Here is a 24,946-nt window from a genome sequence, read left to right as displayed (position 1 = left end):
AGAAGGACAGCGTGGAAATTTACGAGAACGAACACGACCAGGTTGATGCGGTAAAACGCTTCTTTGCTGAAAACGGCAAGGCGCTGGCTGTTGGGATCATTTTAGGGGTTGGCGCGCTGGTTGGTTGGCGTTACTGGACCAGCCATCAGACGGAGTCCGCACGCTCTGCTTCTCTGGCATATCAAAATACGGTGACTGCGGTTAGTGCGGGTAAACCGGACAGCATTCCTGCCGCTGAGAAATTTGCTGCAGAGAATAAAAATACCTACGGCGCGCTAGCTTCACTGGAACTTGCGCAGCAGTTTGTTGACCAAAATGAACTTGAGAAAGCCGCAAGTCAGCTGCAACAGGGCTTGGCTGCGACCAGCGATGAAAATCTCAAAGCGGTGATTAACCTGCGTCTGGCTCGTGTTCAGGTTCAGCTTAAACAGGCTGATACCGCGCTGAAAACACTCGACACCATTAAAGGTGAAGGGTGGACGGCCATTGTTGCCGATCTGCGCGGTGAAGCGTTGCTGAGCAAAGGCGACAAACAAGGTGCGCGTAGCGCATGGGAAGCGGGTGTGAAAAGCGATGCCTCTCCTGCTCTGAGCGAAATGATGCAGATGAAAATCAATAATTTGTCCATCTGAGAGGGACCCGATGCAATTGCGTAAATTACTTCTGCCAGGGCTGCTTTCCGTTACCCTATTGAGCGGCTGTTCACTGTTTAGTGGCGAAGAAGATGTCGTTAAGATGTCCCCATTACCGGTGGTTGAAAACCAGTTTACTCCGTCTACGGAATGGAGCACCTCTGTAGGCAACGGTATTGGTGATTTCTATTCCAATCTTCATCCTGCGCTGGCGGATAACGTTGTCTATGCAGCCGATCGCGCTGGTGTAGTGAAAGCATTGAACGCAGGCGACGGTAAAGAAGTCTGGTCTGTGAATCTGGGTGAGAAAGACGGCTGGTTCTCCCGTGCATCTGCACAGCTTTCTGGCGGTGTAACCGTGTCCGGCGGACATGTTTACATTGGCAGCGAAAAAGCACAGGTTTATGCGTTGAATACCAGCGACGGTACCACCGCATGGCAGACGAAAGTCGCCGGTGAAGCGCTGTCTCGTCCTGTTGTGAGCGATGGCGTAGTACTGATCCACACCAGCAACGGCCAGTTGCAGGCATTAAACGAAGCTGATGGCGCCATCAAATGGACCGTTAACCTCGACATGCCTTCCCTGTCTCTGCGTGGTGAATCCGCTCCGGCAACCGCCTTTGGCGCAGCTATTGTCGGCGGTGATAACGGTCGCGTGAGCGCCGTGCTGATGCAGCAAGGCCAGATGATTTGGCAGCAGCGTATCTCTCAGGCGACAGGCCCAACGGAAATCGATCGTCTGAGCGACGTTGATACCACGCCGGTTATCGTCAATGGCGTTGTTTACGCGCTGGCTTATAATGGTAACCTGACGGCGCTGGATCTGCGCAGCGGTCAAATTATGTGGAAACGCGAACTAGGCTCGGTGAATGATTTCATCGTCGACGGTAACCGTATCTACCTGGTTGACCAGAATGACCGCGTACTGGCGCTGACCACCGATGGCGGCGTGACGCTGTGGACGCAAAGCGATCTGCTGCACCGTCTGCTGACGTCCCCGGTATTGTATAATGGCAATCTGGTCGTCGGTGATAGCAAAGGCTACCTGCACTGGATTAACGTTGACGATGGTCGTTTTGTTGCCCAGCAGAAAGTCGACAGCTCAGGTTTCCTGACCGAGCCGGTCTCTGCTGATGGTAAACTGCTGATCCAGGCGAAAGACGGTACGCTGTACTCTATTACGCGTTAATCGTTCCGGCCGCTCGCTTTGAAAAACGGCTCCTGGTGCAGGGGCCGTTTTACTGTTTTTAACAACGGGGCAAAAAATGTGCCCGTTGTCTGATGATTTTTTAAATGAGGCTTTAAACATGGTACCTGTGGTCGCGCTTGTCGGGCGCCCTAACGTTGGCAAATCCACGTTATTTAACCGTCTAACTCGCACCCGAGATGCGCTGGTTGCGGATTTCCCGGGTCTGACTCGTGACCGTAAGTACGGTCGTGCGGAAATTGAAGGCCGTGAGTTTATCTGTATTGATACCGGCGGTATTGATGGCACCGAAGACGGTGTTGAAACCCGTATGGCAGAACAGTCGCTGCTGGCTATCGAAGAAGCAGACGTTGTGCTGTTCATGGTGGACGCGCGTGCAGGCCTGATGCCTGCGGATGAAGCTATTGCGAAACATCTGCGTTCGCGCCAGAAACCGACGTTCCTGGTCGCTAACAAAACTGACGGACTCGATCCTGACCAGGCGGTTGTTGATTTCTACTCTCTGGGTCTGGGTGAAATTTATCCGATCGCGGCGTCCCATGGTCGTGGCGTCCTCAGCCTGCTGGAGCATGTTCTGCTGCCGTGGATGGATGACGTTGCTCCTCAGGAAGAAGTGGATGAAGACGCAGAATACTGGGCGCAGCTGGAAGCCAAAGAAAACGGCGAAGAAGAGCCTGAGGACGATTTCAACCCGCAGGACCTGCCGATCAAACTGGCGATTGTTGGTCGTCCGAACGTAGGTAAGTCCACACTTACTAACCGTATTCTCGGCGAAGACCGCGTAGTGGTTTACGACATGCCGGGAACCACGCGTGACAGTATTTATATTCCGATGCAGCGCGATGAACGCGAATATGTGCTCATTGATACCGCGGGCGTGCGTAAGCGCGGCAAAATTACCGAAGCGGTAGAAAAATTCTCAGTAATCAAAACGCTGCAGGCAATTGAAGATGCCAACGTGGTGATGCTGGTGATTGACGCGCGTGAAGGGATTTCCGATCAGGACCTGTCGCTGCTGGGCTTTATCCTCAATAGTGGGCGCTCACTTGTTATCGTAGTCAACAAGTGGGATGGCCTGACGCAGGAAGTAAAAGAGCAGGTCAAAGAGACGCTGGACTTCCGTCTGGGCTTTATTGATTTTGCGCGCGTACACTTTATCTCTGCGCTACACGGTAGCGGCGTGGGTAATCTGTTTGAATCGGTCCGTGAAGCATACGATAGCTCCACACGTCGAGTGAGCACCGCGATGCTGACGCGCATCATGACCATGGCAGTAGAAGATCATCAGCCGCCGCTGGTGCGTGGTCGTCGTGTGAAGCTGAAATATGCCCACGCTGGTGGTTATAACCCGCCAATCGTGGTGATTCACGGCAACCAGGTCAAAGACCTGCCGGATTCCTACAAGCGCTATCTGATGAACTATTTCCGCAAGTCTTTGGACGTAATGGGGACGCCGATCCGTATTCAGTTCAAAGAAGGGGAGAACCCGTTTGCGAACAAACGTAATACATTGACGCCGACTCAGATGCGTAAGCGTAAGCGTTTGATTAAGCACATCAAAAAAAGCAAGTAACTGTTGCTGATGCAGATAAAAACTCGCGCTTGTCGCGGGTTTTTTTTCGTCTGCCCATTGCTGATCTCCCCCTGTGTAAAGTCAATCACTATTCGTTTTTTGCCAAGTTTAAATCTAAGAAAGTAGACATTTGTCGAGTTTTCATCTTAAAGTCCGGGGGCTGGTACTAGACAAAACTAGCCTTAGGTTATCAAATGGTTAAATAACTTTTCGCCGCATGTAAAAAATCGGTCAGATACGTAACTGGCTGGCGTACATCGCGGTGTTTACACGCACGACGACATAACTTTCGGGAGAATTATGCAATCCTCTGTTAATCAAAAAGAAAGCCGAACTTTCTTCGGTCATCCTTACCCGCTCGGCTCGCTGTTCTTCACAGAGATGTGGGAGCGCTTCTCGTTTTACGGCATTCGCCCGTTACTGATCCTGTTTATGGCTGCTACCGTTTATGACGGCGGCATGGGGCTGGCGCGTGAAAATGCCTCGGCGATTGTGGGTATCTTTGCCGGTACGATGTATCTCGCCGCGCTGCCAGGTGGCTGGCTGGCGGATAACTGGCTCGGCCAACAGAAAGCGGTGTGGTACGGTTCCATTTTGATTGCGCTCGGTCACTTGTCGATCGCGCTCTCGGCCATTATGGGGAACAACCTGTTCTTTATCGGCCTGATGTTTATCGTACTCGGTTCCGGTCTGTTTAAAACCTGTATCTCAGTGATGGTTGGCACGCTGTATAAAAAAGGCGATGCGCGTCGCGACGGCGGTTTCTCGCTGTTCTATATGGGCATCAATATGGGATCGTTTATCGCGCCGCTGATCTCCGGCTGGCTGATTAAATCCCACGGTTGGCACTGGGGCTTTGGCATCGGTGGTATCGGGATGCTGGTGGCGTTGATCATCTTCCGCGTGTTTGCCGTTCCATCGATGAAACGTTATGACAGCGAAGTGGGTCTGGACTCAACCTGGAACAGCCCGGTAGTGAAACGTAACGGTGTGGGCGCGTGGCTGCTGGCGCTGGCCGTCGGCGTAGCTGTTATCGTTACGCTGATTGCGCAGGGCGTGATTGTGATAAATCCGGTCGCGGTTGCCAGTATGCTGGTGTATGTGATTGCCGCCTCCGTCGCGCTCTATTTTATCTACCTGTTTGTCTTTGCTGGTCTGAATCGCAAAGAGCGCGCCAGACTGCTGGTCTGCTTTATCCTGCTGGTTTCCGCCGCGTTCTTCTGGTCTGCATTTGAGCAGAAGCCAACCTCATTCAACCTGTTCGCTAATGACTACACTAACCGTATGATCGGCGATTTTGAAATCCCGGCGGTCTGGTTCCAGTCGATAAACGCACTGTTTATCATTCTGCTGGCACCGGTATTCAGCTGGGCGTGGCCGAAACTGGCGAGCATGAACATTCGCCCGAGCAGCATCACCAAGTTCGTTATCGGTATTCTCTGTGCCGCTGCAGGCTTTGGTCTGATGATGCTGGCAGCGCAAAACGTTCTCAGTAACGGTGGCGCAGGCGTCTCCCCATTCTGGCTGGTGGGCAGTATCCTGATGCTGACGCTTGGTGAGCTGTGCCTGAGCCCGATCGGTCTGGCGACCATGACGCTACTGGCCCCGGAAAGAATGCGCGGGCAGATGATGGGCCTGTGGTTCTGCGCCAGTGCGCTGGGTAACCTGGCCGCAGGTCTGATTGGTGGTCATGTTAAGGCCGACCAACTGGATATGCTGCCGGATCTCTTCGCTCGTTGCTCGATTGCATTGCTTATCTGCGCCGCGGTACTGATCGTCCTCATTGTGCCGATCCGTCGCATGCTGGAGAATACGCAAACTAAACCGGCTACTAGCGCCTGATAACACCTCGATTGTGCCGGGGCAGACGTGATGTCCCGGCCAATTCATTTACGAGGTGAGAACATGCTGTTAGGGTTTGTTGGGCTTGGCGCAGTCGTTGAAACGGCATACTTGCCCGCATTGCGTAAACTTTACGGTGATTCCCTGTGCTGTGTGGGATTTGACGTGCAACCCGCAAAACAGCCCGCTGGTGTGACACGCTGTGCATCGCTCGCTGAACTTCTTGCAACACCGCTTGATACCCTGTTTATCACCACCGCATCCCTGCATCATCTCGATGTGCTTGAACAGGCGCTGGCCGCTCCCATCGCACGAATCGTGGTTGAAAAACCGATTGTTGCCACGCTTTCCCAAATTGAAAAACTGAAAACGCTGCTGGAGCAACCCGACGCTGCCGACCGTGTGCTGGCGCTCGACCACTGGATGGCGCGCAATGGCGCAATGCAGCTGGCATTGGGAAAACTCGGTGCGCAGTGGCAGGGCGATAACCCACAACAGGCACTTGTCTCTCACTTTTCAGACGTTGTTAAAATCGACGGTTTTTTGCAGGAGCCGAGCGGATATAACGCTACAGGAGAGCCGATCGCGCTCAACTTTGCCACTGGTGAGCCAGATACGCGTGAGCTTCGCCACCCGGACGGTGTGATTCTGGACATTGGCACACACGTACTGGCCATGCTGCGTGAAACAGTGCGTTACCTGGGCGGTAATGACAGCATGACCCTGCAGGTGAAGAGCGCTAAAGACCGTCTGGGACGTAACATCATCCAGGGTGACCTGACCACGGCTGAAGGAGAGGCGCATCTGCAAGGACTGATTAGCGGTGTACCGTTGGATATCTGGCTGAATAAATACGCGGGGCCTGCTGGCGGACAAAAAGGTCTGCGCCTTTATCTGCGTGATGGGCGTATCATCAGCTACGACCGACGGGGTGCCGACGATGTGCTCGAATTGATTGACGGTGATGTTGTGCAACGCTGGTGTCTGCCTGGTACGATTTATGCCCATTGTCTGGCGGAACATATTCTGGGGACGCAAAGTCTGTTTGAACGCAGCCCGCAGGAGGTGAGCCGCACGACGCAGCGCAGGCTGGATGAGGTAGAACGATTACTGATCCTACAGCAACAGTTGCGTGGTTCACACTAAGCGTATCATGGTAAAATTAGCGCAGAATTGAACGCCATTTAAAGGAGTCACCATGTCGATGACCTGCCCGGATTGTCATGCAGAACTGGAACCACAAAACGGTGTGGCACACTGTGAAAACTGTAAAAAAGATATTCCGTTAGAAGCCCGCTGCCCGGAGTGCCATCAGCCACTCCAGGTGTTAAAAGCCTGCGGCGCGGTGGATTACTTCTGTCAGAATGGTCATGGTCTGATTTCGAAGAAACGTGTGGAGTTTGTGCCGGTTTAATCTGGCTTTTTCTTACGCGTTTTCTTTGCCGTCGTTACGCCTTTCACTTCGCTCTCTACCCAGCCGTCTGACAGGCGGGTAGTGAGCACATCACCGGTTTTTACCTGTTTGGTCTGCTTCAGCACTTTGCCGTCGGTCGCGGTAGTGACGCTATAGCCGCGAGCGAGCGTCGAGAGAGGACTCACCGCTTCAAGATGCGTCACCACATTACCGAAGCGTTCTCGCTGTGCACTTAAACGTGCGCGGATATTCTCTGCCAGACGGTACTCCAGTTGCTGAATACGGGTTTGCGCCCGATAAATGCGCGGCTGTGGGTTTTGCTGGCTCAGGCGTTGACTTACGCGCTGTTGGCGCTGATTGGCCTGCTTAATCTTATTCTCAAGGGCGAAATTCATCCTCTGACGCAGCCGCTCCAACACGGTCTGCTGACGGGCCAGACGCAGTTGCGGATGTTGCTGTTGCAAACGGTGATGAAGCTGGGTAAAGCGACGAGTACGGTTGGCGATGTAGTAGTCCATCGCCATCTCCAGACGCTGCTGGCCATGCTGAATTTGACGCAGCAGTTCCAGTTGATTGCGGCTAACAATTTCCGCCGCTGCTGATGGCGTAGGCGCCCGTAAATCTGCAATAAAATCGGCAATAGTGACATCTGTTTCGTGGCCGACGGCGCTTACCACCGGGATGTGGCTGGCAAAGATTGCCCGTGCTACGCGTTCGTCGTTAAAACTCCACAAATCTTCCAGAGAACCGCCGCCGCGCCCGACGATAAGCACATCGCACTCGCCCCGCGCGTTCGCCAGCTCAATGGCGCGAACGATCTGTCCTGGCGCATCGTCGCCCTGGACCGCGGTCGGGTAGATAATAACGGGCAGGGATGGGTCACGGCGCTTCAGCACGTGGAGAATGTCGTGCAGCGCAGCCCCGGTTTTCGAGGTAATGACTCCAACGCAGTGAGCCGGAGAGGGTAGTGATTTTTTGAACTGCTGATCGAATAGCCCTTCAGCCTGCAGTTTGGCTTTGAGTTGCTCATATTTTTGCTGCAACAAGCCTTCTCCAGCTGGCTGCATGCTCTCAACAATTATCTGGTAGTCGCCACGCGGTTCGTACAACGTAATGTTGGCGCGTACCAGGACCTGCTGACCATGCTGTGGGCGGAACGTTACCCGTCGATTGCTGTTGCGGAACATCGCGCAGCGTACCTGGGCGGTGTCATCTTTGAGCGTGAAATACCAGTGACCGGAGGACGGCTGAGTGAAATTCGAGATTTCACCGCTGATCCAAACTTGTCCCATTTCCTGCTCAAGCAGCAAACGAACCGTCTGATTTAGGCGGCTTACGGTAAAAATTGAGGTGGTCTGAGAGGATAACATGTGAGCGGGATCAAATTCTAAATCAGCAAGTTATTCAGTCGAAAGTAACATGCTCACAGAGGAGCGCAAGGTTTTTTTGCAAAAAAGTGTGGATGCAATCGGTTACGCTCTGTATAATGCCGCGGCAATATTTAATAACCTCCCAGGTGAGATATTGCCCATGCTACGTATCGCAAAAGAAGCCCTGACGTTTGACGACGTCCTCCTCGTTCCCGCTCATTCTACCGTTCTGCCGAATACTGCTGACCTCAGCACCCAGTTGACGAAAACCATTCGCCTGAACATTCCTATGCTCTCCGCAGCAATGGACACCGTGACGGAAGCGCGCCTGGCAATTGCCCTGGCCCAGGAAGGCGGCATCGGTTTTATCCACAAAAACATGTCCATCGAGCGCCAGGCTGAAGAAGTTCGCCGCGTGAAGAAACACGAATCTGGCGTGGTAACTGACCCACAGACCGTACTGCCAACCACTACTCTGCGCGAAGTGAAAGAACTGACCGAGCGTAACGGCTTTGCTGGCTACCCGGTAGTGACTGAAGATAACGAACTGGTCGGCATCATCACCGGCCGTGACGTGCGTTTTGTGACTGACCTGAACCAGCCGGTTAGCGTATATATGACGCCAAAAGAGCGTCTGGTGACCGTTCGTGAAGGCGAAGCGCGCGATGTCGTTTTTGCCAAAATGCACGAAAAACGCGTTGAGAAAGCGCTGGTTGTTGATGACAGCTTCCACCTGCTCGGCATGATAACCGTAAAAGATTTCCAGAAAGCAGAACGTAAACCTAACGCCTGTAAAGACGAGCATGGTCGTCTGCGCGTTGGTGCAGCGGTAGGTGCTGGCGCAGGTAACGAAGAGCGTGTAGACGCGCTGGTTGCCGCTGGCGTAGACGTTCTGCTGATTGACTCCTCTCACGGCCACTCTGAAGGCGTTCTGCAGCGTATCCGTGAAACTCGCGCTAAATATCCTGACCTGCAGATCATCGGCGGTAACGTTGCTACGGGCGCAGGTGCTCGCGCGCTTGCTGAAGCTGGTTGCAGCGCAGTTAAAGTGGGTATCGGCCCTGGCTCCATCTGTACTACCCGTATCGTGACCGGCGTCGGTGTTCCGCAGATCACTGCCGTTTCTGATGCCGTTGAAGCGCTGGAAGGCACCGGTATTCCGGTTATCGCCGACGGCGGTATTCGTTTCTCCGGCGACATCGCTAAAGCGATTGCTGCTGGTGCTGCCGCAGTGATGGTTGGCTCCATGCTGGCGGGTACTGAAGAATCCCCGGGCGAAATCGAACTGTACCAGGGCCGTTCTTACAAATCTTACCGCGGTATGGGTTCTCTGGGCGCGATGTCCAAAGGGTCTTCTGACCGTTACTTCCAGAGCGATAACGCTGCTGACAAACTGGTCCCGGAAGGTATCGAAGGTCGCGTTGCCTATAAAGGTCGCCTGAAAGAGATCATTCACCAGCAGATGGGCGGCCTGCGCTCCTGTATGGGTCTGACCGGCTGTGGTACTATCGACGCGCTGCGAACGAAAGCAGAGTTTGTACGCATCAGCGGTGCGGGTATTCAGGAAAGTCACGTTCACGATGTGACCATCACCAAAGAGTCCCCTAACTACCGCATGGGCTCCTGATAAGTTTCCGCGCCCGGCTATATGCCGGGCGAATTTGTTTCACTTGCCTCGGAATTAGCGTCAATGACAGACAATATTCATAAACATCGCATTCTCATCCTCGATTTCGGCTCGCAGTACACTCAGCTGGTTGCACGTCGCGTACGTGAACTGGGCGTCTACTGTGAACTGTGGGCATGGGATGTTACGGAAGCACAAATTCGCGAATTCAACCCAAGCGGTATCATTCTTTCCGGTGGTCCGGAAAGTACCACCGAAGAAAACAGCCCGCGTGCGCCGGAATACGTTTTCAATGCGGGCGTGCCGGTGTTTGGCGTGTGCTACGGCATGCAGACCATGGCAATGCAGCTCGGTGGTCATGTTGAAGGTTCTAACGAACGTGAATTCGGCTATGCGCAGGTTGAAGTTCAGACCGACAGCGCGCTTGTCCGCGGTATTGAAGACTCCCTGACCGCAGACGGCAAACCGCTGCTGGACGTGTGGATGAGCCACGGCGACAAAGTGACCGCCATTCCGGAAGGTTTCGTGACCGTTGCCAGCACCGACAGCTGCCCGTTCGCTATCATGGCGCACGAAGAAAAACGCTTCTACGGCGTGCAGTTCCACCCGGAAGTTACCCACACCCGTCAGGGCATGCGCATGCTGGAGCGTTTTGTGCGCGACATCTGCCAGTGTGAAGCGCTGTGGACGCCGGCAAAAATTATCGATGACGCCGTTGCCCGCATTCGTGAGCAGGTTGGCAATGATAAAGTTATCCTCGGTCTGTCCGGCGGCGTTGACTCCTCCGTGACCGCGATGCTGCTGCACCGTGCAATCGGCAAAAACCTGACCTGCGTGTTCGTCGACAACGGTCTGCTGCGTCTCAACGAAGCTCAGCAGGTGATGGATATGTTCGGCGACCACTTTGGCCTGAACATCGTTCACGTGGAAGGCGAAAAGCGTTTCCTGGACGCGCTGAAAGGCGAGAGCGATCCAGAAGCTAAACGTAAAATCATTGGCCGCGTCTTCGTGGAAGTATTCGATGAAGAAGCGCTGAAGCTGGAAGACGTTAAATGGCTGGCGCAGGGCACCATCTACCCGGACGTGATCGAATCCGCGGCATCTGCCACCGGTAAAGCGCACGTTATCAAATCTCACCACAACGTGGGCGGTTTGCCGAAAGAGATGAAGATGGGTCTGGTTGAGCCGCTGCGTGAGCTGTTCAAAGACGAAGTGCGTAAGATTGGTCTGGAGCTGGGCCTGCCGTACGACATGCTGTACCGTCACCCGTTCCCGGGACCGGGTCTGGGCGTGCGTGTGCTTGGCGAAGTGAAGAAAGAGTACTGCGACCTGCTGCGTCGCGCGGATGCTATCTTCATTGAAGAGCTGCACAAAGCTGACCTGTACAACAAGGTAAGCCAGGCGTTCACCGTGTTCCTGCCGGTTCGTTCCGTTGGTGTGATGGGCGATGGCCGCAAATACGACTGGGTTGTTTCCCTGCGTGCGGTCGAAACCATCGACTTTATGACCGCGCACTGGGCACACTTGCCGTATGACTTCTTAGGCCGCGTCTCTAACCGCATTATCAACGAAGTGAACGGTATTTCCCGCGTGGTGTATGACATCAGCGGTAAGCCGCCAGCTACCATTGAGTGGGAATAATATCCCTTTCCGTTAGCGGTTTTTTGAACCGGTAATATGCAAAAAACCCTCTGTTTATAGAGGGTTTTTTATTGCACGCATTTCAGAAAATACTTCAGCAAATACTTCAGGCGCATGCTCTGCAGGAAAGTACGCTAATCGACCAGTTGCAGCTGAGGCTGCTGCTGAGGTGCGACATTCTGAATACGCACATCCATCTGTGGATAGGGTAGGTCGATGTGGTTGGCGTCCAGCGCCTCTTTAATGTTTTCCAGCAGATCGTAATAGGTATTCCAGTATTCGATATTGGGCACCCATACGCGCACGTAAAAATTCAACGCTGAAGCGCCCAGTTCGCCCAGACGAACGGTTACCCCACGTTGCTTATCGATGCGGCTGTCCTGCTCGATAATGTGATTAATAACTTGCTTAACCTCTGCAATCCGACTCTGATAACCCACACCAATCACCAGATCGATACGACGAAAAGGGTGACGGGAATAGTTAATGATGTTGTCAGCGATGATCTTACCGTTTGGAATCACAACTTCTTTGCTGTCCGCGGTTAGCAGGGTGGTGGAGAAGATGTGCACCTTTTCTACTGTTCCGGTGACTGCACCAATCTGCACTACTTCTCCGGCGCGAAAAGGCCGCAGGGAAACCAACAGCACGCCAGCGGCAAAGTTGGAAAGCGAGCTTTGTAACGCGAGGCCAATGGCCAGTCCGGCGGCACCGATGACGGCAATAATGGAGGATGTTTCAATACCGATGCGACCTAATGCGGCGACGACGGAAAAGGCGAGGGTAATGTAACGTACCAGCGCGGTGAAGAACTGAATGATCGTTCTGTCGACTTTACGTTTAAGCAGTAACTTTTCCAGCCCACGAGAGAGCAGACGAGCGATAAATTTACCGATAAACAATAAGATCACGGCGGCAACGATATTCCAGCCGAATTGAATGACAGCATCGCTGTGCCCGGCGATCCACTCAAGGCCGCTTCTTATTTTCGGGAATAATAAAAAACCACTCATAGTATTACCCTGTAGTATTTAAAAATGATAACAATTCAAATAACTATTTAATTTTCATGCGAAATATAAATGCTTGCGTCAGTGATATTTGCTGGTGATATTAATTAGCGTTTATTTGAGCACTGTTTGTCTTTTTATGTCCGCTAAACCGGAACGTAAAAATCAGCGCGAATGGTGCGGTGAAGTGGGATGAAAAGATTGTGCATTTGTGCGAAAAATACGGCCGATTATCTGATAATTAAGCGGGAGAGTGGGGATATGTGTAAAGTTTCGTCACTCAAATCCCTTACCGGATGGTTAAATGTCAGGCGATTAGCCATCCGGTAAGGAATCTTAATGCTGGGGGTATCACAGGCGCGAGCGATCAATTTTCGTCGGTTTGTGCAGGAGCTGTCTGTTGCGGCTGAGTGGTCTGCTGAGATTCTTTTTTGTCCTGGTGGTGATGCCACGCACCAATGGCGGAGTAGACGAAGCGTCCGAAGAAGAAGAGAAAGCTGATAAGCAGTACGATCCGGATCATGCGACTGTTAAATCGGTGTCGTTTGCGTAGGCTGGTAACCTGGCTCACAAAAGGTTCCTTGTAGTGTACCCAACTGAGGGCGATACTCACATTAAGGCACACTGAGAGGGAATGGTCAATTCTTCCTTATGTAAAATTGCTTCAGTTGTTTTATCTTCTTATGTTATGGAAATTAATATTATTATTTGCATGAATAATGTATTAACGATAAAAAATAATGAAAAGAGTAATAATTGATGAATGAGGGGGATGTTTTTTGATATGTATCAAGCATCACACTTTGCTGACAACTAAAATCGATGAATCATTGTGATGTATTTTACTTTATCGTTTTAAGGTCAGGTGGGATGCCTGTCTGAATACCCCCTACAGGATGTATGGGATTCTACTGAGCATCTATGAAACTCAATAAAAATTATATTGGTATTAGAGATAGATGGTGGGCATTACCTCTCATCTTACCTTCTTTGTTGTTGCCTATATTGAGCACTGCCACCACCTATGCCCATATTAGTACGGGGACCGTAATTCTTTTCTACCTGCCGTTAGCGCTGATGATTAGCCTGATGCTTTTTTTTGGCTGGGCGGCATTGCCAGGTATTATCATTTCCATTATCTGGTACAAATATCCGCAGGTCGGGTTATTTGAAACACTTTCAATAATTTCGCACTTTATAGTTACAATCGTGCTTAGCTGGGGAGGATATAAAGTATTTTCTCCCCGACGAAACAACGTTTCCCACGGCGACTCTCATCTGTTGTTTCAGCGTATGTTCTGGCAAGTCTTCTGCCCGGCAACGCTGTTTCTGATACTCTTCCAGTTTGCTGCATTTGTGGGTGTTTATGAAAGCAAATCCGGCATGGTGGGCGTTATGCCCTTCAATACAGGCACATTGATCAACTATCAGTCCATACTCGCGGGGAATCTTGTAGGTGTGCCGCTGTGTTATTTCATCATTCGAACAATTCGCAACCCCTTGCACCTGAGAGGCTATTTTTCTCAGTTAAAGCAGCAGTTTGATACCAAAGTGACTAAAACAGAGTTTGCGGTCTGGTTGATTATATTGACTGTGCTAATGGCAATGTTGTGTATGCCGCTCAATGAACAAAGCTCAATATTCAGCACGAATTATACACTGTCACTGTTACTGCCTGTCATGCTGTGGGGGGCAATGCGTTACGGTTATAAATTTATTTCGTTGATATGGGCGGTCGTACTTATTACCGCAATTCATTATTATCAGCGCTATATGCCCTGGTATTCGGGTTATGATACGCAGCTGGCCATTACCTCATCAAGTTATCTGGTTTTTTCCTTCATCGTGAATTTCATTGCTGTCCTGGCAACGCGTCAACGTTTTGTTACCCGGCGCAACCATCGCCTGGCCTTCTTTGACCCTATGGTGCATATTCCGAATTTGCGCGCTTTGAACCGGGATTTGAAAAACGCGCCATGGTCAGTGCTTTGCTTTTTGGGTGTTCCGGGCATGGAGCTGCTGGTGAAAAATTACGGCATTATGCTGCGTATCCAGTACAAGCAAAAACTGGCTCAGTGGATAACACCGTTGCTTGAACAGGATGAGCATGTCTATCAATTGTCAGGTAATGATTTAATCCTGCGTTTTAACACTGAGCTACACCAGGAACGCATTGAAGCACTGGACAGGCATATCAAGCAGTTTCGTTTTGTCTGGGACGGAATGCCTTTGCAACCGCAGGTTGGGATCAGCTTTTGCTATGTCCGTTCTCCTGTTAACCATATCTATTTGTTGCTGGGAGAGTTAAGTACCATTGCCGAATTATCGCTGGCAACCAATTCTCCAGAGAATTTGCAGCGGCGTGGTGTAATGCACCTGCAACGCGACCTGAAAGATAAAGTTGCGATGATGAACCGTATTCAGCAGGCGCTGGAGAACAATCGCTTTTTCCTGAAGGCGCAGCCGATTTTTGGCGTGCGTGGCGACGTTTATCACGAAATCCTCCTGCGGCTTGAGGGGGATGACGGTGAAACTATTGCCCCTGATAACTTCTTGCCGGTAGCCCATGAGTTTGGTTTGTCATCCCGTATCGATCTGTGGGTGATTGAAAATACGTTGAAATTTATGGCGCAGAATCGGGAAAAAATGCCCGCCCACCGGTTTGCTATCAACTTATCACCCACCTCAGTATGTCGCGCGCGACTTCCTAATGACATCAATCAGTTACTGAATAAGTACAAGGTTGAAGCATGGCAACTTATCTTTGAAGTGACGGAAAGCAATGCCTTGACCAATGCGGAACAGGCACAGGCAACGTTGCTGCAGCTGCAATCACTGGGCTGTCAGATTGCGATTGATGATTTTGGTACTGGGTATGCCAGCTATGCGCGGCTGAAAAATGTGAATGCCGATATCCTGAAAATTGACGGTAGCTTTATTCGCAATATTGTTTCGAACAGCCTCGACTACCAAATCGTGGCCTCTATTTGCCATCTTGCGCGGATGAAAAGAATGCTGGTGGTTGCGGAGTACGTCGAAAGCGAAGAAATACGCAGTGCGGTGATTTCGCTGGGGATTGATTACATGCAGGGGTATCTGATTGGTGAGCCACTGCCGTTGAGTGAAACTCTGGAAAAGCAGGTGCCAGATGAACTGACACCTGCTGAGATCTTATGCGGCGATATCGGGTGAGCTCTCTTCTTCAATTTTGAGTCGCCAGCCTGTTACGGCTTCCCAGTATTGCTGCTCTTTCTCCAGATCGAGCAGCACCAGCGCATTTTGGCTAAACCAGTCATGCGGGAAGCGTAAGGTCCAGTGGCTGTCGTCGGTTATCAGGGTCAAAGTCGGCGGTGTGGTGGTCGCCTGACGCTGATTATTCAACAGCACGCCCAGGCGCAGCAGCTGAATTAACGGCAGAAACTGTTTCTTCTTAAACAGCGTAAAGCGGGGCAAGTCGTCGAGCTTAATCGCTTTGCGATGATAACGAACTAATGTTGCCATCATCAGCTGTTGTTCCTGATTGAAACCAGGTAGATCGCTGTTTTGTAAGATATACGCAGAGTGGCGATGCAAACCGCTGTGGTTGATGTTCAGCCCAACCTCATGCAGCATTGCTGCCCAACGCAGTAACGCTTCCAGTTGGGGATTGGCCAGCTTTGGCTGCTGCGTATGCCACTGGTCGTACATTTGCATCGTCGTTTCTAGTACGCGCCGGGCCTGTTCGCTGTCAATGTTGTACTGGTTCGCCAGGCTGCTGGCGGTACGGCTACGAACGTCCTGGTGGCGAAAACGGCCTTCCATCTCGTACAGCACGCCTTCACGTAACGCACCATCAGAAAGGCGAAGTTCGCGAATAGCTAACGCGTCAAAAACGCCGCACAGAATCGCGAGTCCGGGTACAAACACTGCTTTTCTTTCTTCTGACAACCCCGGCAAGCTGAGCGCATCAAATGACGCGTGCTTCAACACTTCAGATGTCAGCTTGTCCAGACGTTCGGGGGTGATAAAACCGTCTTTTTCACCCATCTCCAGCAGCACTTCATGGGCTGCTTTAATGGTGCCCGATGCGCCCAGCGCAACGTTCCAGCCCTGAATGCGAAACTGCCAGGTTAAGGTTTCGAGCTTTTGCGCAGCCGCCATGCGGGCACGCTGGAAATTTTCACGGTTAATTACACCGCGCGGGAAGTACATCTGGGCAAAGCTGACGCAGCCCATACGGCGGCTTTCGACCAGTTTAGGCTCGAAATCTTCTCCGATCACCAGTTCTGTTGAGCCGCCGCCGATATCGATAACCAGCTTGCGACCTTTTTCCGGCTGCGTATGTTCAACGCCCATAAAGATCAATCGGGCTTCTTCGTTGCCGGAAATAATCTCAATTGGGTAGGGGATGACTTTTTCCGCTCGCTTGAGAAAATCAGTCGCATTCAGTGCCTGACGCAAAGTATGGGTTCCCACGATACATACGCTTGATGGAGGAAACCCCTGCAAACGTTCGGCGAACAGTGATAAACAGCTTAGCCCGCGCTCCATGGCCTCTTCGCTCAGCTTGTTATCTTCGCCGAGGCCATCCGCCAGATGTACGCGTTGTTTCAGTCGCCCAATAATTTGCATTGCGCCATCAACCACGCGGGCAATGACCATATGGAAACTGTTTGAACCAAGGTCGACCGCAGCAAATTCCTGCGGTCGTGGAGTCTTGTCGTGTATTGGCATATCTTTAGTCAGGTTGCTCGAGTGATTTGATGTAATCGTAAATCGCCAATTGTGACTGAACCTTACGGCGGTTTCCGCGCGGTACGTAGCGATTACTCAGTTCTTTATCAATAAAGCGGGCTTTCACCGTGTCGCTGAACAGGATATCGATAATATCCAGCACGCGTTGCTTAAGGCGCGGGTCAAGAAGCGGTGTGGCAACTTCGATACGATAGTCGATGTTTCTTGTCATCCAGTCAGCGGAGGAGAGATACACCTGCTTGTCACCTCCGTTCTCGAAGATATAGACCCGGTCATGTTCAAGATAGCGATCAACGATGCTGATAACGCGAATATTGTCGCTGATACCTTCCAGATTCGGAATCAAAGAACACATACCACGAATCAACAAATTGACCGGCACACCAGAGCTTGAGGCCGCATAGAGGCGGTCAACCAGACCTTTATCGACCAGGTTATTCAGTTTTAGTGTAATGCCGGAAGGCAGTCCTTGCTGCGCGTTGGCGATTTCTTTGTCGATCATCGCGTACAGCAGACGGCGTGAGTTCTGCGGGGAAACCAGCAGATAATCGAACGTCACCGGGCGATACGGGTTCTCGATGAAGTTAAACACCCGACGCACTTCGTTGGTAATGCGCGAATCGGCAGTTAGCAACGAGTAGTCGGTATACAGGCGTGCCGTTTTTTCGTTGAAGTTCCCCGTCCCGATATGCGCATAGCGCACGACTTCATCACCTTCTTTACGCGAGATAAGGAACAGTTTGGCGTGAATTTTCAGGCCTGGCGCGGAGAAGATGACGTGAACGCCTGCTTCGGTAAGACGCTTGGCCCAATGGATGTTGGCTTCTTCATCGAAGCGGGCCTGCAATTCCACCACCACGGTGACTTTCTTACCGTTGTGCGCGGCATGGATCATTGAATCTATGATGCGTGAATCTTTTGCCACACGGTAGATGTTGATCTTTATAGCCAGCACGCTCGGGTCGAAAGAGGCCTGGCGCAGCAGTTCAAGAACGTGCTCAAAGGTGTGATAGGGGTAATACAGCAGCACGTCGCGTTCGCGAACGGCGTCAAAGCCGTTACGAAACTTCTCGTTGTCGAACCAGATATGGCGCAGACGCGGCAGTGGTTTGTTCACCAGGTTAGCTTTGCCAACGTTAGGGAAGTTAATAAAGTCTTTGAAGTTATGGTAACGCCCGCCGGGAACAATCGAGTCGTAGCGAGAAATCGTCAGTTTTTCACGCAGTACTTCGACCAGTGCATTGGGCATGTCACGCTGATAGACAAAACGTACAGGTTCTGCGGTCAGACGCTGTTTCAGGCTGGATGACATCAGCTCCATCAGGCTCGATTCCATCTCGTGCACCAAATCGTATTCGGCGTCACGGGTCATTTTCATCGAATAGGCGTTCAGTGCGTCGTAGTCAAAGAACCCTTTGAAAATGTCGTCAAGGCAGTAACGTAATATGTTGTCCAGCAGGATCATCGGTTTGCGACGGCGTGGGGTTTCCGGCGGCAGATTCACAAAACGGGGAACCTTGTCGGAAGGGATTTCCAGCAGCGCGTAGCGGATCGTATCACCACGGATAATTTCTACCGCCAGATAGGTGTAGTCATCTTTCAAAAACTGGACTAAATCCGTCTCGCGGTTAATCAGGATCGGCGTGATGTGCTGGCGAAGATATTGCTTGAAGTAATGACGCAACCAGCTTTGCTGATTAACAGACAACTGGCGTTCATTGATTAAGAAAATCTGATTGCGCGCCATTTCCAACAGCAACTCGTTGTACAGGCCGTCAAATTCCTGATCGGCTTTTAATACGCGGGCCTGGATTTTGCCTAACAAATGGCGGGAGTGAGAGTTTGAACCCTGTTCTTCGCTAATAATGATTCGGCGCTTCAGTTCGGCAAAACGAACCTTATAAAACTCGTCGAGATTATTGGAATAGATGCCTAAGAAACGCATCCGTTCGATCAACGGGTTTGACTTATCAGCAGCTTCCTGGAGTACACGTTCGTTGAACGCTAACCAGCTGAGTTCTTTCTCGATGTATAGCTTTTCCTGACCCATTACCACTTTTACTCCGTTTCATTCACGGGACACTACCGATTTATTATGGCGAGCATTGCTCTCAGATGTCCAACTGTGCCAGAAAAATATGACAATAAACCGTCTGATAGCAAAGAGAAAGGGGGAGCGTAGATGAATACCGGTGGTATTAACCGGAAAAGGTAGTTATGCCTGTAAGCCGGATGGTGACATTCGGCTTACAGGTTGGTTTTTTTATTATTCGTCGGCGGCGTAGCCTTGTGGCGGCAAACGAACGCCATCCAGCCAAGCAGCGTTATCACGCATCTTCAGGCGACCGTCGATAAACCAGCTTACCACCAGCGGGTAAATGGTATGTTCCTGAGCCTGAACCCGTGCCGTGACGTCATCTTCGCTGTCGCCTTCAAATACTGGGACTTTGGCCTGGAGAATGACCGGTCCGCCGTCCAACTCATCCGTTACGAAATGGACTGAGGTACCATGTTCTTCATCGCCGTTTTCCAGTACCTGGCGGTGCGTATGCAGGCCGGGATACTTCGGCAATAAAGACGGGTGGATATTCAGCAATCGTTCAGCATAGTGAGCGACAAACGCCGGGCTGAGGATACGCATATAACCGGCCAGCACCACGACATCGGGTGCATAGGCGTCAATCTCTTGTATCAGTTGGCGGTCGAATGCTTCGCGACTGGCAAACTGGGCGGCTTCCAGCGAGTGTGCCGGAATATTCGCTTCGCGTGCGCGCTCAAGGCCGAACGCATCGGCCTTGTTACTGAATACTGCACGTATGGTGCCATTGATTTTTTTCTGTTCGCAGGCGTCGATTATCGCCTGCAAATTGCTTCCGTTGCCGGAAATGAGCACCACAATGTTTTTCATTCAATGACCACACGCTGTTCGGAATCAGAAGCTTTGATGATACCGATTTTCCATGCGTTTTCACCTTTCTCATTGAGCAAAGCAAGGGCTTTGTCCACTTCCGGAGCTGGCAGGGCGATAACCATACCTACACCGCAGTTAAAGGTGCGATACATCTCATGCTGGCTGACGTTACCCGCCGTTTGCAGCCAGTTGAAAACGGCTGGCCACTGCCATGAAGATTCGTCGATCACTGCCTGCGTGTTGTCTGGCAGAACGCGTGGAATATTTTCCCAGAAGCCGCCGCCGGTCAGGTGGGCAATGGCGTGCACATCAACCTTCTCGATCAGTTCCAGAATGGATTTCACGTAAATGCGGGTAGGGGCCAGTAAGTGATCGGCCAGCGGCTTGCCTTCAAGCTCGGTGGTTTCTGGGTCACAACCGCTGACTTCTACAATTTTACGCACCAGAGAGTAGCCGTTGGAGTGCGGGCCGCTGGAGCCGAGCGCAATCAGTACGTCACCGTCAGCCACTTTTGAACCGTCGATAATCTCTGATTTTTCGACGACGCCAACGCAGAAACCTGCCACGTCGTAATCTTCGCCGTGGTACATCCCCGGCATTTCAGCTGTTTCCCCACCGACCAGCGCACAGCCAGACTGCAGGCAGCCTTCAGCAATCCCGTTAATGACGCTGGCTGCGGTGTCCACATCCAGTTTGCCAGTCGCATAGTAGTCGAGGAAGAACAGCGGTTCAGCGCCCTGAACCACGAGGTCGTTGACGCACATTGCGACGAGATCAATGCCGATAGTGTCGTGGCGTTTCAGATCCATCGCCAGACGCAGTTTTGTACCAACGCCATCAGTGCCGGAAACCAGTACCGGTTCACGATATTTTTGCGGCAATGCGCACAGCGCACCGAAGCCACCCAGACCACCCATAACTTCCGGACGACGAGTTTTCTTTACTACGCCTTTGATTCGATCAACCAGAGCATTACCTGCATCAATATCAACACCGGCATCTTTGTAGCTAAGAGAGGTTTTATCGGTCACTGCCTGCTTCCCCACATGTTTACTTGCAGTAAAAGTTAAATTCGGCGCAATTCTAACAGGGAAAGCAAACGTTTGCGAGCCTGCTCTGCATCAAGTTTTATCTGCTGGTTTTTTCAGCATTTTACAATCATTTATCTATTTGTTTGAGCTGCGCCACGAAAATGAAACCGGGTACAGTCTTGTGCTTGAATCCTGTTAGGCGATTGCACAGTATCTTACTGAAACCGGTTTCTTTTTTCTGTTGCGGACCTCATCAACAGCGTTTTGCGCAGAGTCATCACGATAGGGGAAGGGTATGTCAGGATTTAAAGCAGATTTCATGTGGGGTGGTGCTGTCGCTGCTCATCAACTGGAAGGTGGCTGGCAGGAGGGCGGAAAAGGCGTCAGCGTTGCTGATGTCATGACCGCGGGAGCGCATGGGGTGGCGCGTGAAATTACCGACGGTGTGATTGCCGGTAAAAATTACCCTAACCATGAGGCCATCGATTTTTATCATCGCTATAAAGACGACATAAAGCTGTTTGCCGAAATGGGTTTTAAATGTTTTCGCACCTCTATTGCCTGGACACGTATTTTCCCCTTAGGCGATGAAGAACAACCCAATGAGGCTGGCCTACAGTTCTATGATGACCTGTTTGACGAATGCCTGAAATATGGCATTGAGCCGGTGATTACGCTGTCGCATTTTGAGATGCCTTACCATCTGGTGACGGAGTACGGCGGCTGGCGCAACCGCAAGCTTATCGATTTCTTTGTCCGTTTTGCCAGGGTGGTATTCACTCGTTACCAGCACAAAGTGAAGTACTGGATGACGTTTAATGAGATTAACAACCAGGCAAATTATCACGAAGATTTCGCGCCCTTTACTAACTCAGGTCTGAAATACCAGCCTGGCGAAGACCGCGAGCCGGTCATGTACCAGGCGGCGCACTATGAGCTGGTGGCAAGCGCGCTGGCGGTAAAGGTCGCGCGTGAGATTAACCCGGAATTACAAATAGGGTGCATGATTGCCATGTGTCCAATCTATCCGCTGACCTGCGCGCCAGACGATATGATGATGGCGATGAATGCCATGCACCGGCGTTACTGGTTTACTGACGTCCATGTGCGCGGCAAATACCCGCGGCATCTTCTCAACTACTTTGCCCGTCGTGGCTTTGAACTGGATATCACCGAGGAAGACCGTCAGGCGCTGGCCAAGGGCTGCGTTGATTACATCGGCTTTAGCTATTATATGTCTTTCGCGACCCAGGCAACCGCGGACAACCCACAGCTGGATTACGACGAGTCGAAAAGCCTGGTTTCCAACCCGTACGTGCAGAAATCGGACTGGGGCTGGCAGATTGATCCGGTTGGCCTACGTTATTCACTGAACTGGTTCTGGGATCATTATCAACTGCCACTATTTATTGTGGAGAATGGATTTGGCGCCATTGATGTGCGCGAGGACGATGGTACAGTTAACGACCAGTACCGTATCGACTACCTTGCCGCCCACATACGTGAGATGAAAAAAGCGGTGGTGGAAGATGGCGTGGATCTGATGGGATATACCCCGTGGGGCTGCATTGATTTAGTCTCTGCCGGGACAGGGGAGATGAAAAAACGCTACGGGTTTATCTATGTCGATAAAAATAATGACGGTAGCGGGACATTAACGCGCTCACCTAAAAAATCTTTTTCGTGGTATCAAAAAGTCATCCAGACCAATGCTGAATATCTTTAAAATTCATAGTATTGACAGCAAGCCCCGCCATCAGTGCGGGGCTTGTTTTATACTCATCATTCAGACGCAAATGACTTTGGTTGATCCATATCAAGCGTATGCAGTGTTGCGCCAGAGAGGAAAAGCGGTATAATCCGGCGATTTTTTTTGTGGTTGCCATTCGTCTGAGGAAAGGAGAAGAGTATGAAGATCGTGGAAGTCAAACACCCACTCGTCAAACACAAGCTGGGACTGATGCGTGAAAACGACATCAGCACTAAACGCTTTCGTGAACTCGCCTCGGAAGTTGGCAGTCTGCTGACTTATGAAGCAACCGCTGGTCTGGAAACCGAAAAGGTGACCATTGAAGGCTGGAACGGTCCAGTTGAAGTTGACCAAATCAAAGGCAAAAAAATCACCGTTGTGCCTATCCTGCGTGCGGGCCTGGGCATGATGGAAGGCGTTCTGGAAAACGTTCCGAGCGCGCGTATCAGCGTTGTTGGTATGTACCGTAACGAAGAGACGCTGGAGCCGGTTCCGTATTTCCAGAAGCTGGTTTCTAACATCGATGAGCGTATGGCGCTGATCGTTGACCCAATGCTGGCAACCGGCGGCTCTGTTATCGCCACTATCGATCTGCTGAAAAATGCAGGCTGCACCAGCATTAAAGTGCTGGTCCTGGTTGCGGCACCGGAAGGTATCGCGGCACTGGAAAAAGCGCACCCGGATGTGGAGCTGTACACCGCCTCCATCGATCAGGGACTGAACGAGCACGGATACATTATTCCGGGGCTCGGCGATGCCGGCGATAAGATTTTTGGTACTAAGTAAACGAATAAGTGAAAAGAAGCCGACTTTAAGAGTCGGCTTTTTTTTGAATAAAACAACCCAATGGCTAATAACAAACAACACTCAGAGGAAAACACTATGACGCGCCGTGCTATCGGGGTGAGTGAAAGACCGCCGCTTTTACAGACAATCCCGCTTAGTTTGCAGCACCTGTTCGCCATGTTTGGCGCAACGGTACTGGTGCCAGTCCTGTTCCACATCAACCCGGCTACCGTTCTGCTGTTTAATGGCATTGGTACGTTGCTGTATCTCATTATTTGTAAGGGTAAAATTCCCGCATATCTGGGTTCCAGCTTTGCCTTTATTTCCCCGGTACTGCTGCTGCTGCCGTTAGGGTATGAAGTGGCGCTGGGCGGTTTCATTATGTGCGGCGTCTTGTTCTGCCTGGTTTCTTTCATTGTTAAGAAGGCAGGAACCGGCTGGCTGGATGTCATGTTCCCGCCTGCGGCGATGGGCGCAATCGTTGCCGTCATCGGTCTGGAGCTGGCTGGCGTTGCTGCGGGTATGGCGGGGTTACTGCCTGCTGAGGGGCAATTACCGGATTCAAAAACCATCATCATTTCTATGGTAACGCTGGCGGTAACGGTCTTTGGTTCCGTATTGTTCCGCGGTTTTATGGCGATTATCCCGATTCTGATCGGGGTGCTGGCCGGTTATGCGCTTTCCTTCGTGATGGGCGTTGTGGACACTACGCCGATTGCGCAGGCCCACTGGTTCGCGCTGCCGACGTTCTACACGCCGCGTTTTGAATGGGTTGCCATTCTGACCATCCTGCCAGCGGCGCTGGTGGTCATCGCCGAACACGTCGGGCATCTGGTGGTGACGGCGAATATCGTGAAAAAAGATTTGATTCGCGATCCTGGCTTGCATCGTTCTATGTTTGCCAACGGTCTGTCTACGGTAATCTCTGGTTTCTTCGGCTCTACGCCGAACACCACGTACGGCGAAAATATCGGCGTAATGGCGATCACCCGCGTTTACAGTACCTGGGTTATCGGTGGTGCGGCAATTTTCGCCATTCTTCTCTCCTGCGTGGGTAAACTGGCGGCGGCGATCCAAATTATCCCACTGCCGGTTATGGGCGGCGTATCACTGCTGCTGTACGGTGTGATTGGTGCTTCTGGTATTCGCGTACTGATCGAGTCGAAGGTTGACTATAACAAGGCGCAGAACCTGATCCTGACCTCGGTTATTTTGATCATCGGCGTAAGTGGCGCGAAAGTTCACATCGGTGCCGCAGAGCTGAAAGGCATGGCGCTGGCGACCATCGTTGGTGTCTGTCTGAGCCTGATTTTCAAAGTTATCAGCCTGCTGCGTCCGGAAGAAGTCGTGCTTGACGCGAAAGATGCAGACAGTCCGCAACAGTAAATCTCTGACCGGGCGGCAGCGCTGCCCGGTTC

At 51.5% G+C, this 24,946-nt stretch carries 19 protein-coding genes; 12 read left to right on the top strand and 7 right to left on the bottom strand.

Annotated features, from left to right (window positions below):
• Window positions 1–11: 11 nt before the first annotated feature.
• From OGX83_RS17835 to OGX83_RS17810, 6 genes are all read left to right on the top strand, one after another.
• Entirely contained in the window at window positions 12–632 is a 621-nt protein-coding gene (locus OGX83_RS17835; protein ID WP_003835172.1) for a YfgM family protein, read from the top strand.
• Window positions 633–642: 10 nt separating this feature from the next.
• Window positions 643–1,821, top strand: a complete 1,179-nt coding sequence (gene bamB / locus OGX83_RS17830; protein ID WP_286588761.1) for an outer membrane protein assembly factor BamB — start codon at window positions 643–645, stop codon at window positions 1,819–1,821.
• 118 nt (window positions 1,822–1,939) lie between these two features.
• Entirely contained in the window at window positions 1,940–3,412 is a 1,473-nt protein-coding gene (gene der / locus OGX83_RS17825; protein WP_003835168.1) for a ribosome biogenesis GTPase Der, read from the top strand.
• Between the two features lie 300 nt (window positions 3,413–3,712).
• Window positions 3,713–5,254, top strand: a complete 1,542-nt coding sequence (locus tag OGX83_RS17820; protein ID WP_003835166.1) for a peptide MFS transporter — start codon at window positions 3,713–3,715, stop codon at window positions 5,252–5,254.
• A 63-nt stretch (window positions 5,255–5,317) separates the two neighbouring features.
• Window positions 5,318–6,400, top strand: coding sequence for a Gfo/Idh/MocA family oxidoreductase (locus OGX83_RS17815; RefSeq protein WP_032944203.1), 1,083 nt, complete (start codon window positions 5,318–5,320; stop codon window positions 6,398–6,400).
• Window positions 6,401–6,452: 52 nt separating this feature from the next.
• Complete coding sequence (locus OGX83_RS17810) at window positions 6,453–6,668, top strand: zinc ribbon domain-containing protein (protein ID WP_003835160.1); 216 nt, start codon at window positions 6,453–6,455, stop codon at window positions 6,666–6,668.
• Here the strand turns inward: OGX83_RS17810 and xseA are convergent.
• Window positions 6,665–8,038 (bottom strand): exodeoxyribonuclease VII large subunit, encoded by a 1,374-nt coding sequence (gene xseA / locus OGX83_RS17805; protein WP_048215788.1) that lies wholly within the window; start codon window positions 8,036–8,038, stop codon window positions 6,665–6,667. The genes OGX83_RS17810 and xseA overlap by 4 nt on opposite strands.
• Window positions 8,039–8,198: 160 nt before the next feature.
• Here xseA and guaB point away from each other — a divergent pair, with 160 nt between their 5' ends.
• Both guaB and guaA read left to right on the top strand, forming a co-directional pair.
• On the top strand, window positions 8,199–9,665 hold the full coding sequence (gene guaB / locus OGX83_RS17800; protein ID WP_003037756.1) for an IMP dehydrogenase: 1,467 nt from the start codon (window positions 8,199–8,201) through the stop codon (window positions 9,663–9,665).
• A 63-nt stretch (window positions 9,666–9,728) separates the two neighbouring features.
• Window positions 9,729–11,306, top strand: coding sequence for a glutamine-hydrolyzing GMP synthase (guaA, locus tag OGX83_RS17795; protein WP_048236381.1), 1,578 nt, complete (start codon window positions 9,729–9,731; stop codon window positions 11,304–11,306).
• A gap of 134 nt (window positions 11,307–11,440) precedes the next feature.
• On the opposite strand, the gene mscS is transcribed toward guaA, so the two are convergent.
• Both mscS and OGX83_RS17785 read right to left on the bottom strand, forming a co-directional pair.
• The gene (mscS, locus tag OGX83_RS17790; protein WP_008785447.1) at window positions 11,441–12,319 is read right to left on the bottom strand and encodes a small-conductance mechanosensitive channel MscS; all 879 of its coding nucleotides are present in this window, start codon (window positions 12,317–12,319) and stop codon (window positions 11,441–11,443) included.
• 364 nt (window positions 12,320–12,683) lie between these two features.
• A complete protein-coding gene (locus tag OGX83_RS17785) occupies window positions 12,684–12,887 on the bottom strand; it encodes a YfgG family protein (protein ID WP_220394927.1) in 204 nt (67 codons plus the stop codon).
• Window positions 12,888–13,237: 350 nt separating this feature from the next.
• Here OGX83_RS17785 and OGX83_RS17780 point away from each other — a divergent pair, with 350 nt between their 5' ends.
• A complete protein-coding gene (locus OGX83_RS17780; protein WP_267454543.1) occupies window positions 13,238–15,508 on the top strand; it encodes a bifunctional diguanylate cyclase/phosphodiesterase in 2,271 nt (756 codons plus the stop codon).
• On the opposite strand, the gene ppx is transcribed toward OGX83_RS17780, so the two are convergent.
• From ppx to purM, 4 genes are all read right to left on the bottom strand, one after another.
• Entirely contained in the window at window positions 15,488–17,029 is a 1,542-nt protein-coding gene (gene ppx, locus OGX83_RS17775; protein ID WP_032944195.1) for an exopolyphosphatase, read from the bottom strand. The genes OGX83_RS17780 and ppx overlap by 21 nt on opposite strands.
• 4 nt (window positions 17,030–17,033) lie before the next feature.
• A complete protein-coding gene (ppk1, locus tag OGX83_RS17770) occupies window positions 17,034–19,100 on the bottom strand; it encodes a polyphosphate kinase 1 (protein WP_032944192.1) in 2,067 nt (688 codons plus the stop codon).
• 216 nt (window positions 19,101–19,316) lie between these two features.
• Window positions 19,317–19,958, bottom strand: a complete 642-nt coding sequence (purN, locus tag OGX83_RS17765) for a phosphoribosylglycinamide formyltransferase (RefSeq protein WP_008785442.1) — start codon at window positions 19,956–19,958, stop codon at window positions 19,317–19,319.
• Window positions 19,955–20,992, bottom strand: coding sequence for a phosphoribosylformylglycinamidine cyclo-ligase (gene purM / locus OGX83_RS17760; protein WP_020996702.1), 1,038 nt, complete (start codon window positions 20,990–20,992; stop codon window positions 19,955–19,957). Before purM ends, purN begins: the two co-directional genes overlap by 4 nt.
• Before the next feature lie 295 nt (window positions 20,993–21,287).
• Between purM and OGX83_RS17755 the strand changes: the two genes are divergently transcribed.
• The 3 genes from OGX83_RS17755 to uraA all read left to right on the top strand — a co-directional run bounded on the left by OGX83_RS17755 (window position 21,288) and on the right by uraA (window position 24,914).
• Complete coding sequence (locus tag OGX83_RS17755) at window positions 21,288–22,718, top strand: 6-phospho-beta-glucosidase (protein ID WP_071446833.1); 1,431 nt, start codon at window positions 21,288–21,290, stop codon at window positions 22,716–22,718.
• A gap of 183 nt (window positions 22,719–22,901) precedes the next feature.
• Entirely contained in the window at window positions 22,902–23,528 is a 627-nt protein-coding gene (upp, locus tag OGX83_RS17750; protein WP_003835110.1) for a uracil phosphoribosyltransferase, read from the top strand.
• A 96-nt stretch (window positions 23,529–23,624) separates the two neighbouring features.
• The gene (gene uraA / locus OGX83_RS17745) at window positions 23,625–24,914 is read left to right on the top strand and encodes a uracil permease (RefSeq protein WP_286588757.1); all 1,290 of its coding nucleotides are present in this window, start codon (window positions 23,625–23,627) and stop codon (window positions 24,912–24,914) included.
• The last annotated feature ends 32 nt before the right edge of the window (window positions 24,915–24,946 follow it).

The organism is Citrobacter sp. Cpo074, assembly GCF_030332745.1.
In the GTDB taxonomy this organism is placed as follows: domain Bacteria; phylum Pseudomonadota; class Gammaproteobacteria; order Enterobacterales; family Enterobacteriaceae; genus Citrobacter; species Citrobacter portucalensis.
The sequence above is the reverse complement of the archived record's forward strand: the minus strand, read 5'-3'. Positions and strand labels throughout refer to the sequence as shown.

Coding starts and splice junctions, on each gene's coding strand:
- OGX83_RS17780 (WP_267454543.1), top strand. CDS start 13,238: ATGAAACTCAATAAAAATTATATTGGTATTAGAGATAGATGGTGGGCA.
- ppk1 (WP_032944192.1), bottom strand. CDS start 19,100: ATGGGTCAGGAAAAGCTATACATCGAGAAAGAACTCAGCTGGTTAGCG.
- ppx (WP_032944195.1), bottom strand. CDS start 17,029: ATGCCAATACACGACAAGACTCCACGACCGCAGGAATTTGCTGCGGTC.
- xseA (WP_048215788.1), bottom strand. CDS start 8,038: ATGTTATCCTCTCAGACCACCTCAATTTTTACCGTAAGCCGCCTAAAT.
- OGX83_RS17820 (WP_003835166.1), top strand. CDS start 3,713: ATGCAATCCTCTGTTAATCAAAAAGAAAGCCGAACTTTCTTCGGTCAT.
- bamB (WP_286588761.1), top strand. CDS start 643: ATGCAATTGCGTAAATTACTTCTGCCAGGGCTGCTTTCCGTTACCCTA.
- upp (WP_003835110.1), top strand. CDS start 22,902: ATGAAGATCGTGGAAGTCAAACACCCACTCGTCAAACACAAGCTGGGA.
- OGX83_RS17815 (WP_032944203.1), top strand. CDS start 5,318: ATGCTGTTAGGGTTTGTTGGGCTTGGCGCAGTCGTTGAAACGGCATAC.
- mscS (WP_008785447.1), bottom strand. CDS start 12,319: ATGAGTGGTTTTTTATTATTCCCGAAAATAAGAAGCGGCCTTGAGTGG.
- purN (WP_008785442.1), bottom strand. CDS start 19,958: ATGAAAAACATTGTGGTGCTCATTTCCGGCAACGGAAGCAATTTGCAG.
- OGX83_RS17755 (WP_071446833.1), top strand. CDS start 21,288: ATGTCAGGATTTAAAGCAGATTTCATGTGGGGTGGTGCTGTCGCTGCT.
- uraA (WP_286588757.1), top strand. CDS start 23,625: ATGACGCGCCGTGCTATCGGGGTGAGTGAAAGACCGCCGCTTTTACAG.
- der (WP_003835168.1), top strand. CDS start 1,940: ATGGTACCTGTGGTCGCGCTTGTCGGGCGCCCTAACGTTGGCAAATCC.
- guaA (WP_048236381.1), top strand. CDS start 9,729: ATGACAGACAATATTCATAAACATCGCATTCTCATCCTCGATTTCGGC.
- OGX83_RS17810 (WP_003835160.1), top strand. CDS start 6,453: ATGTCGATGACCTGCCCGGATTGTCATGCAGAACTGGAACCACAAAAC.
- guaB (WP_003037756.1), top strand. CDS start 8,199: ATGCTACGTATCGCAAAAGAAGCCCTGACGTTTGACGACGTCCTCCTC.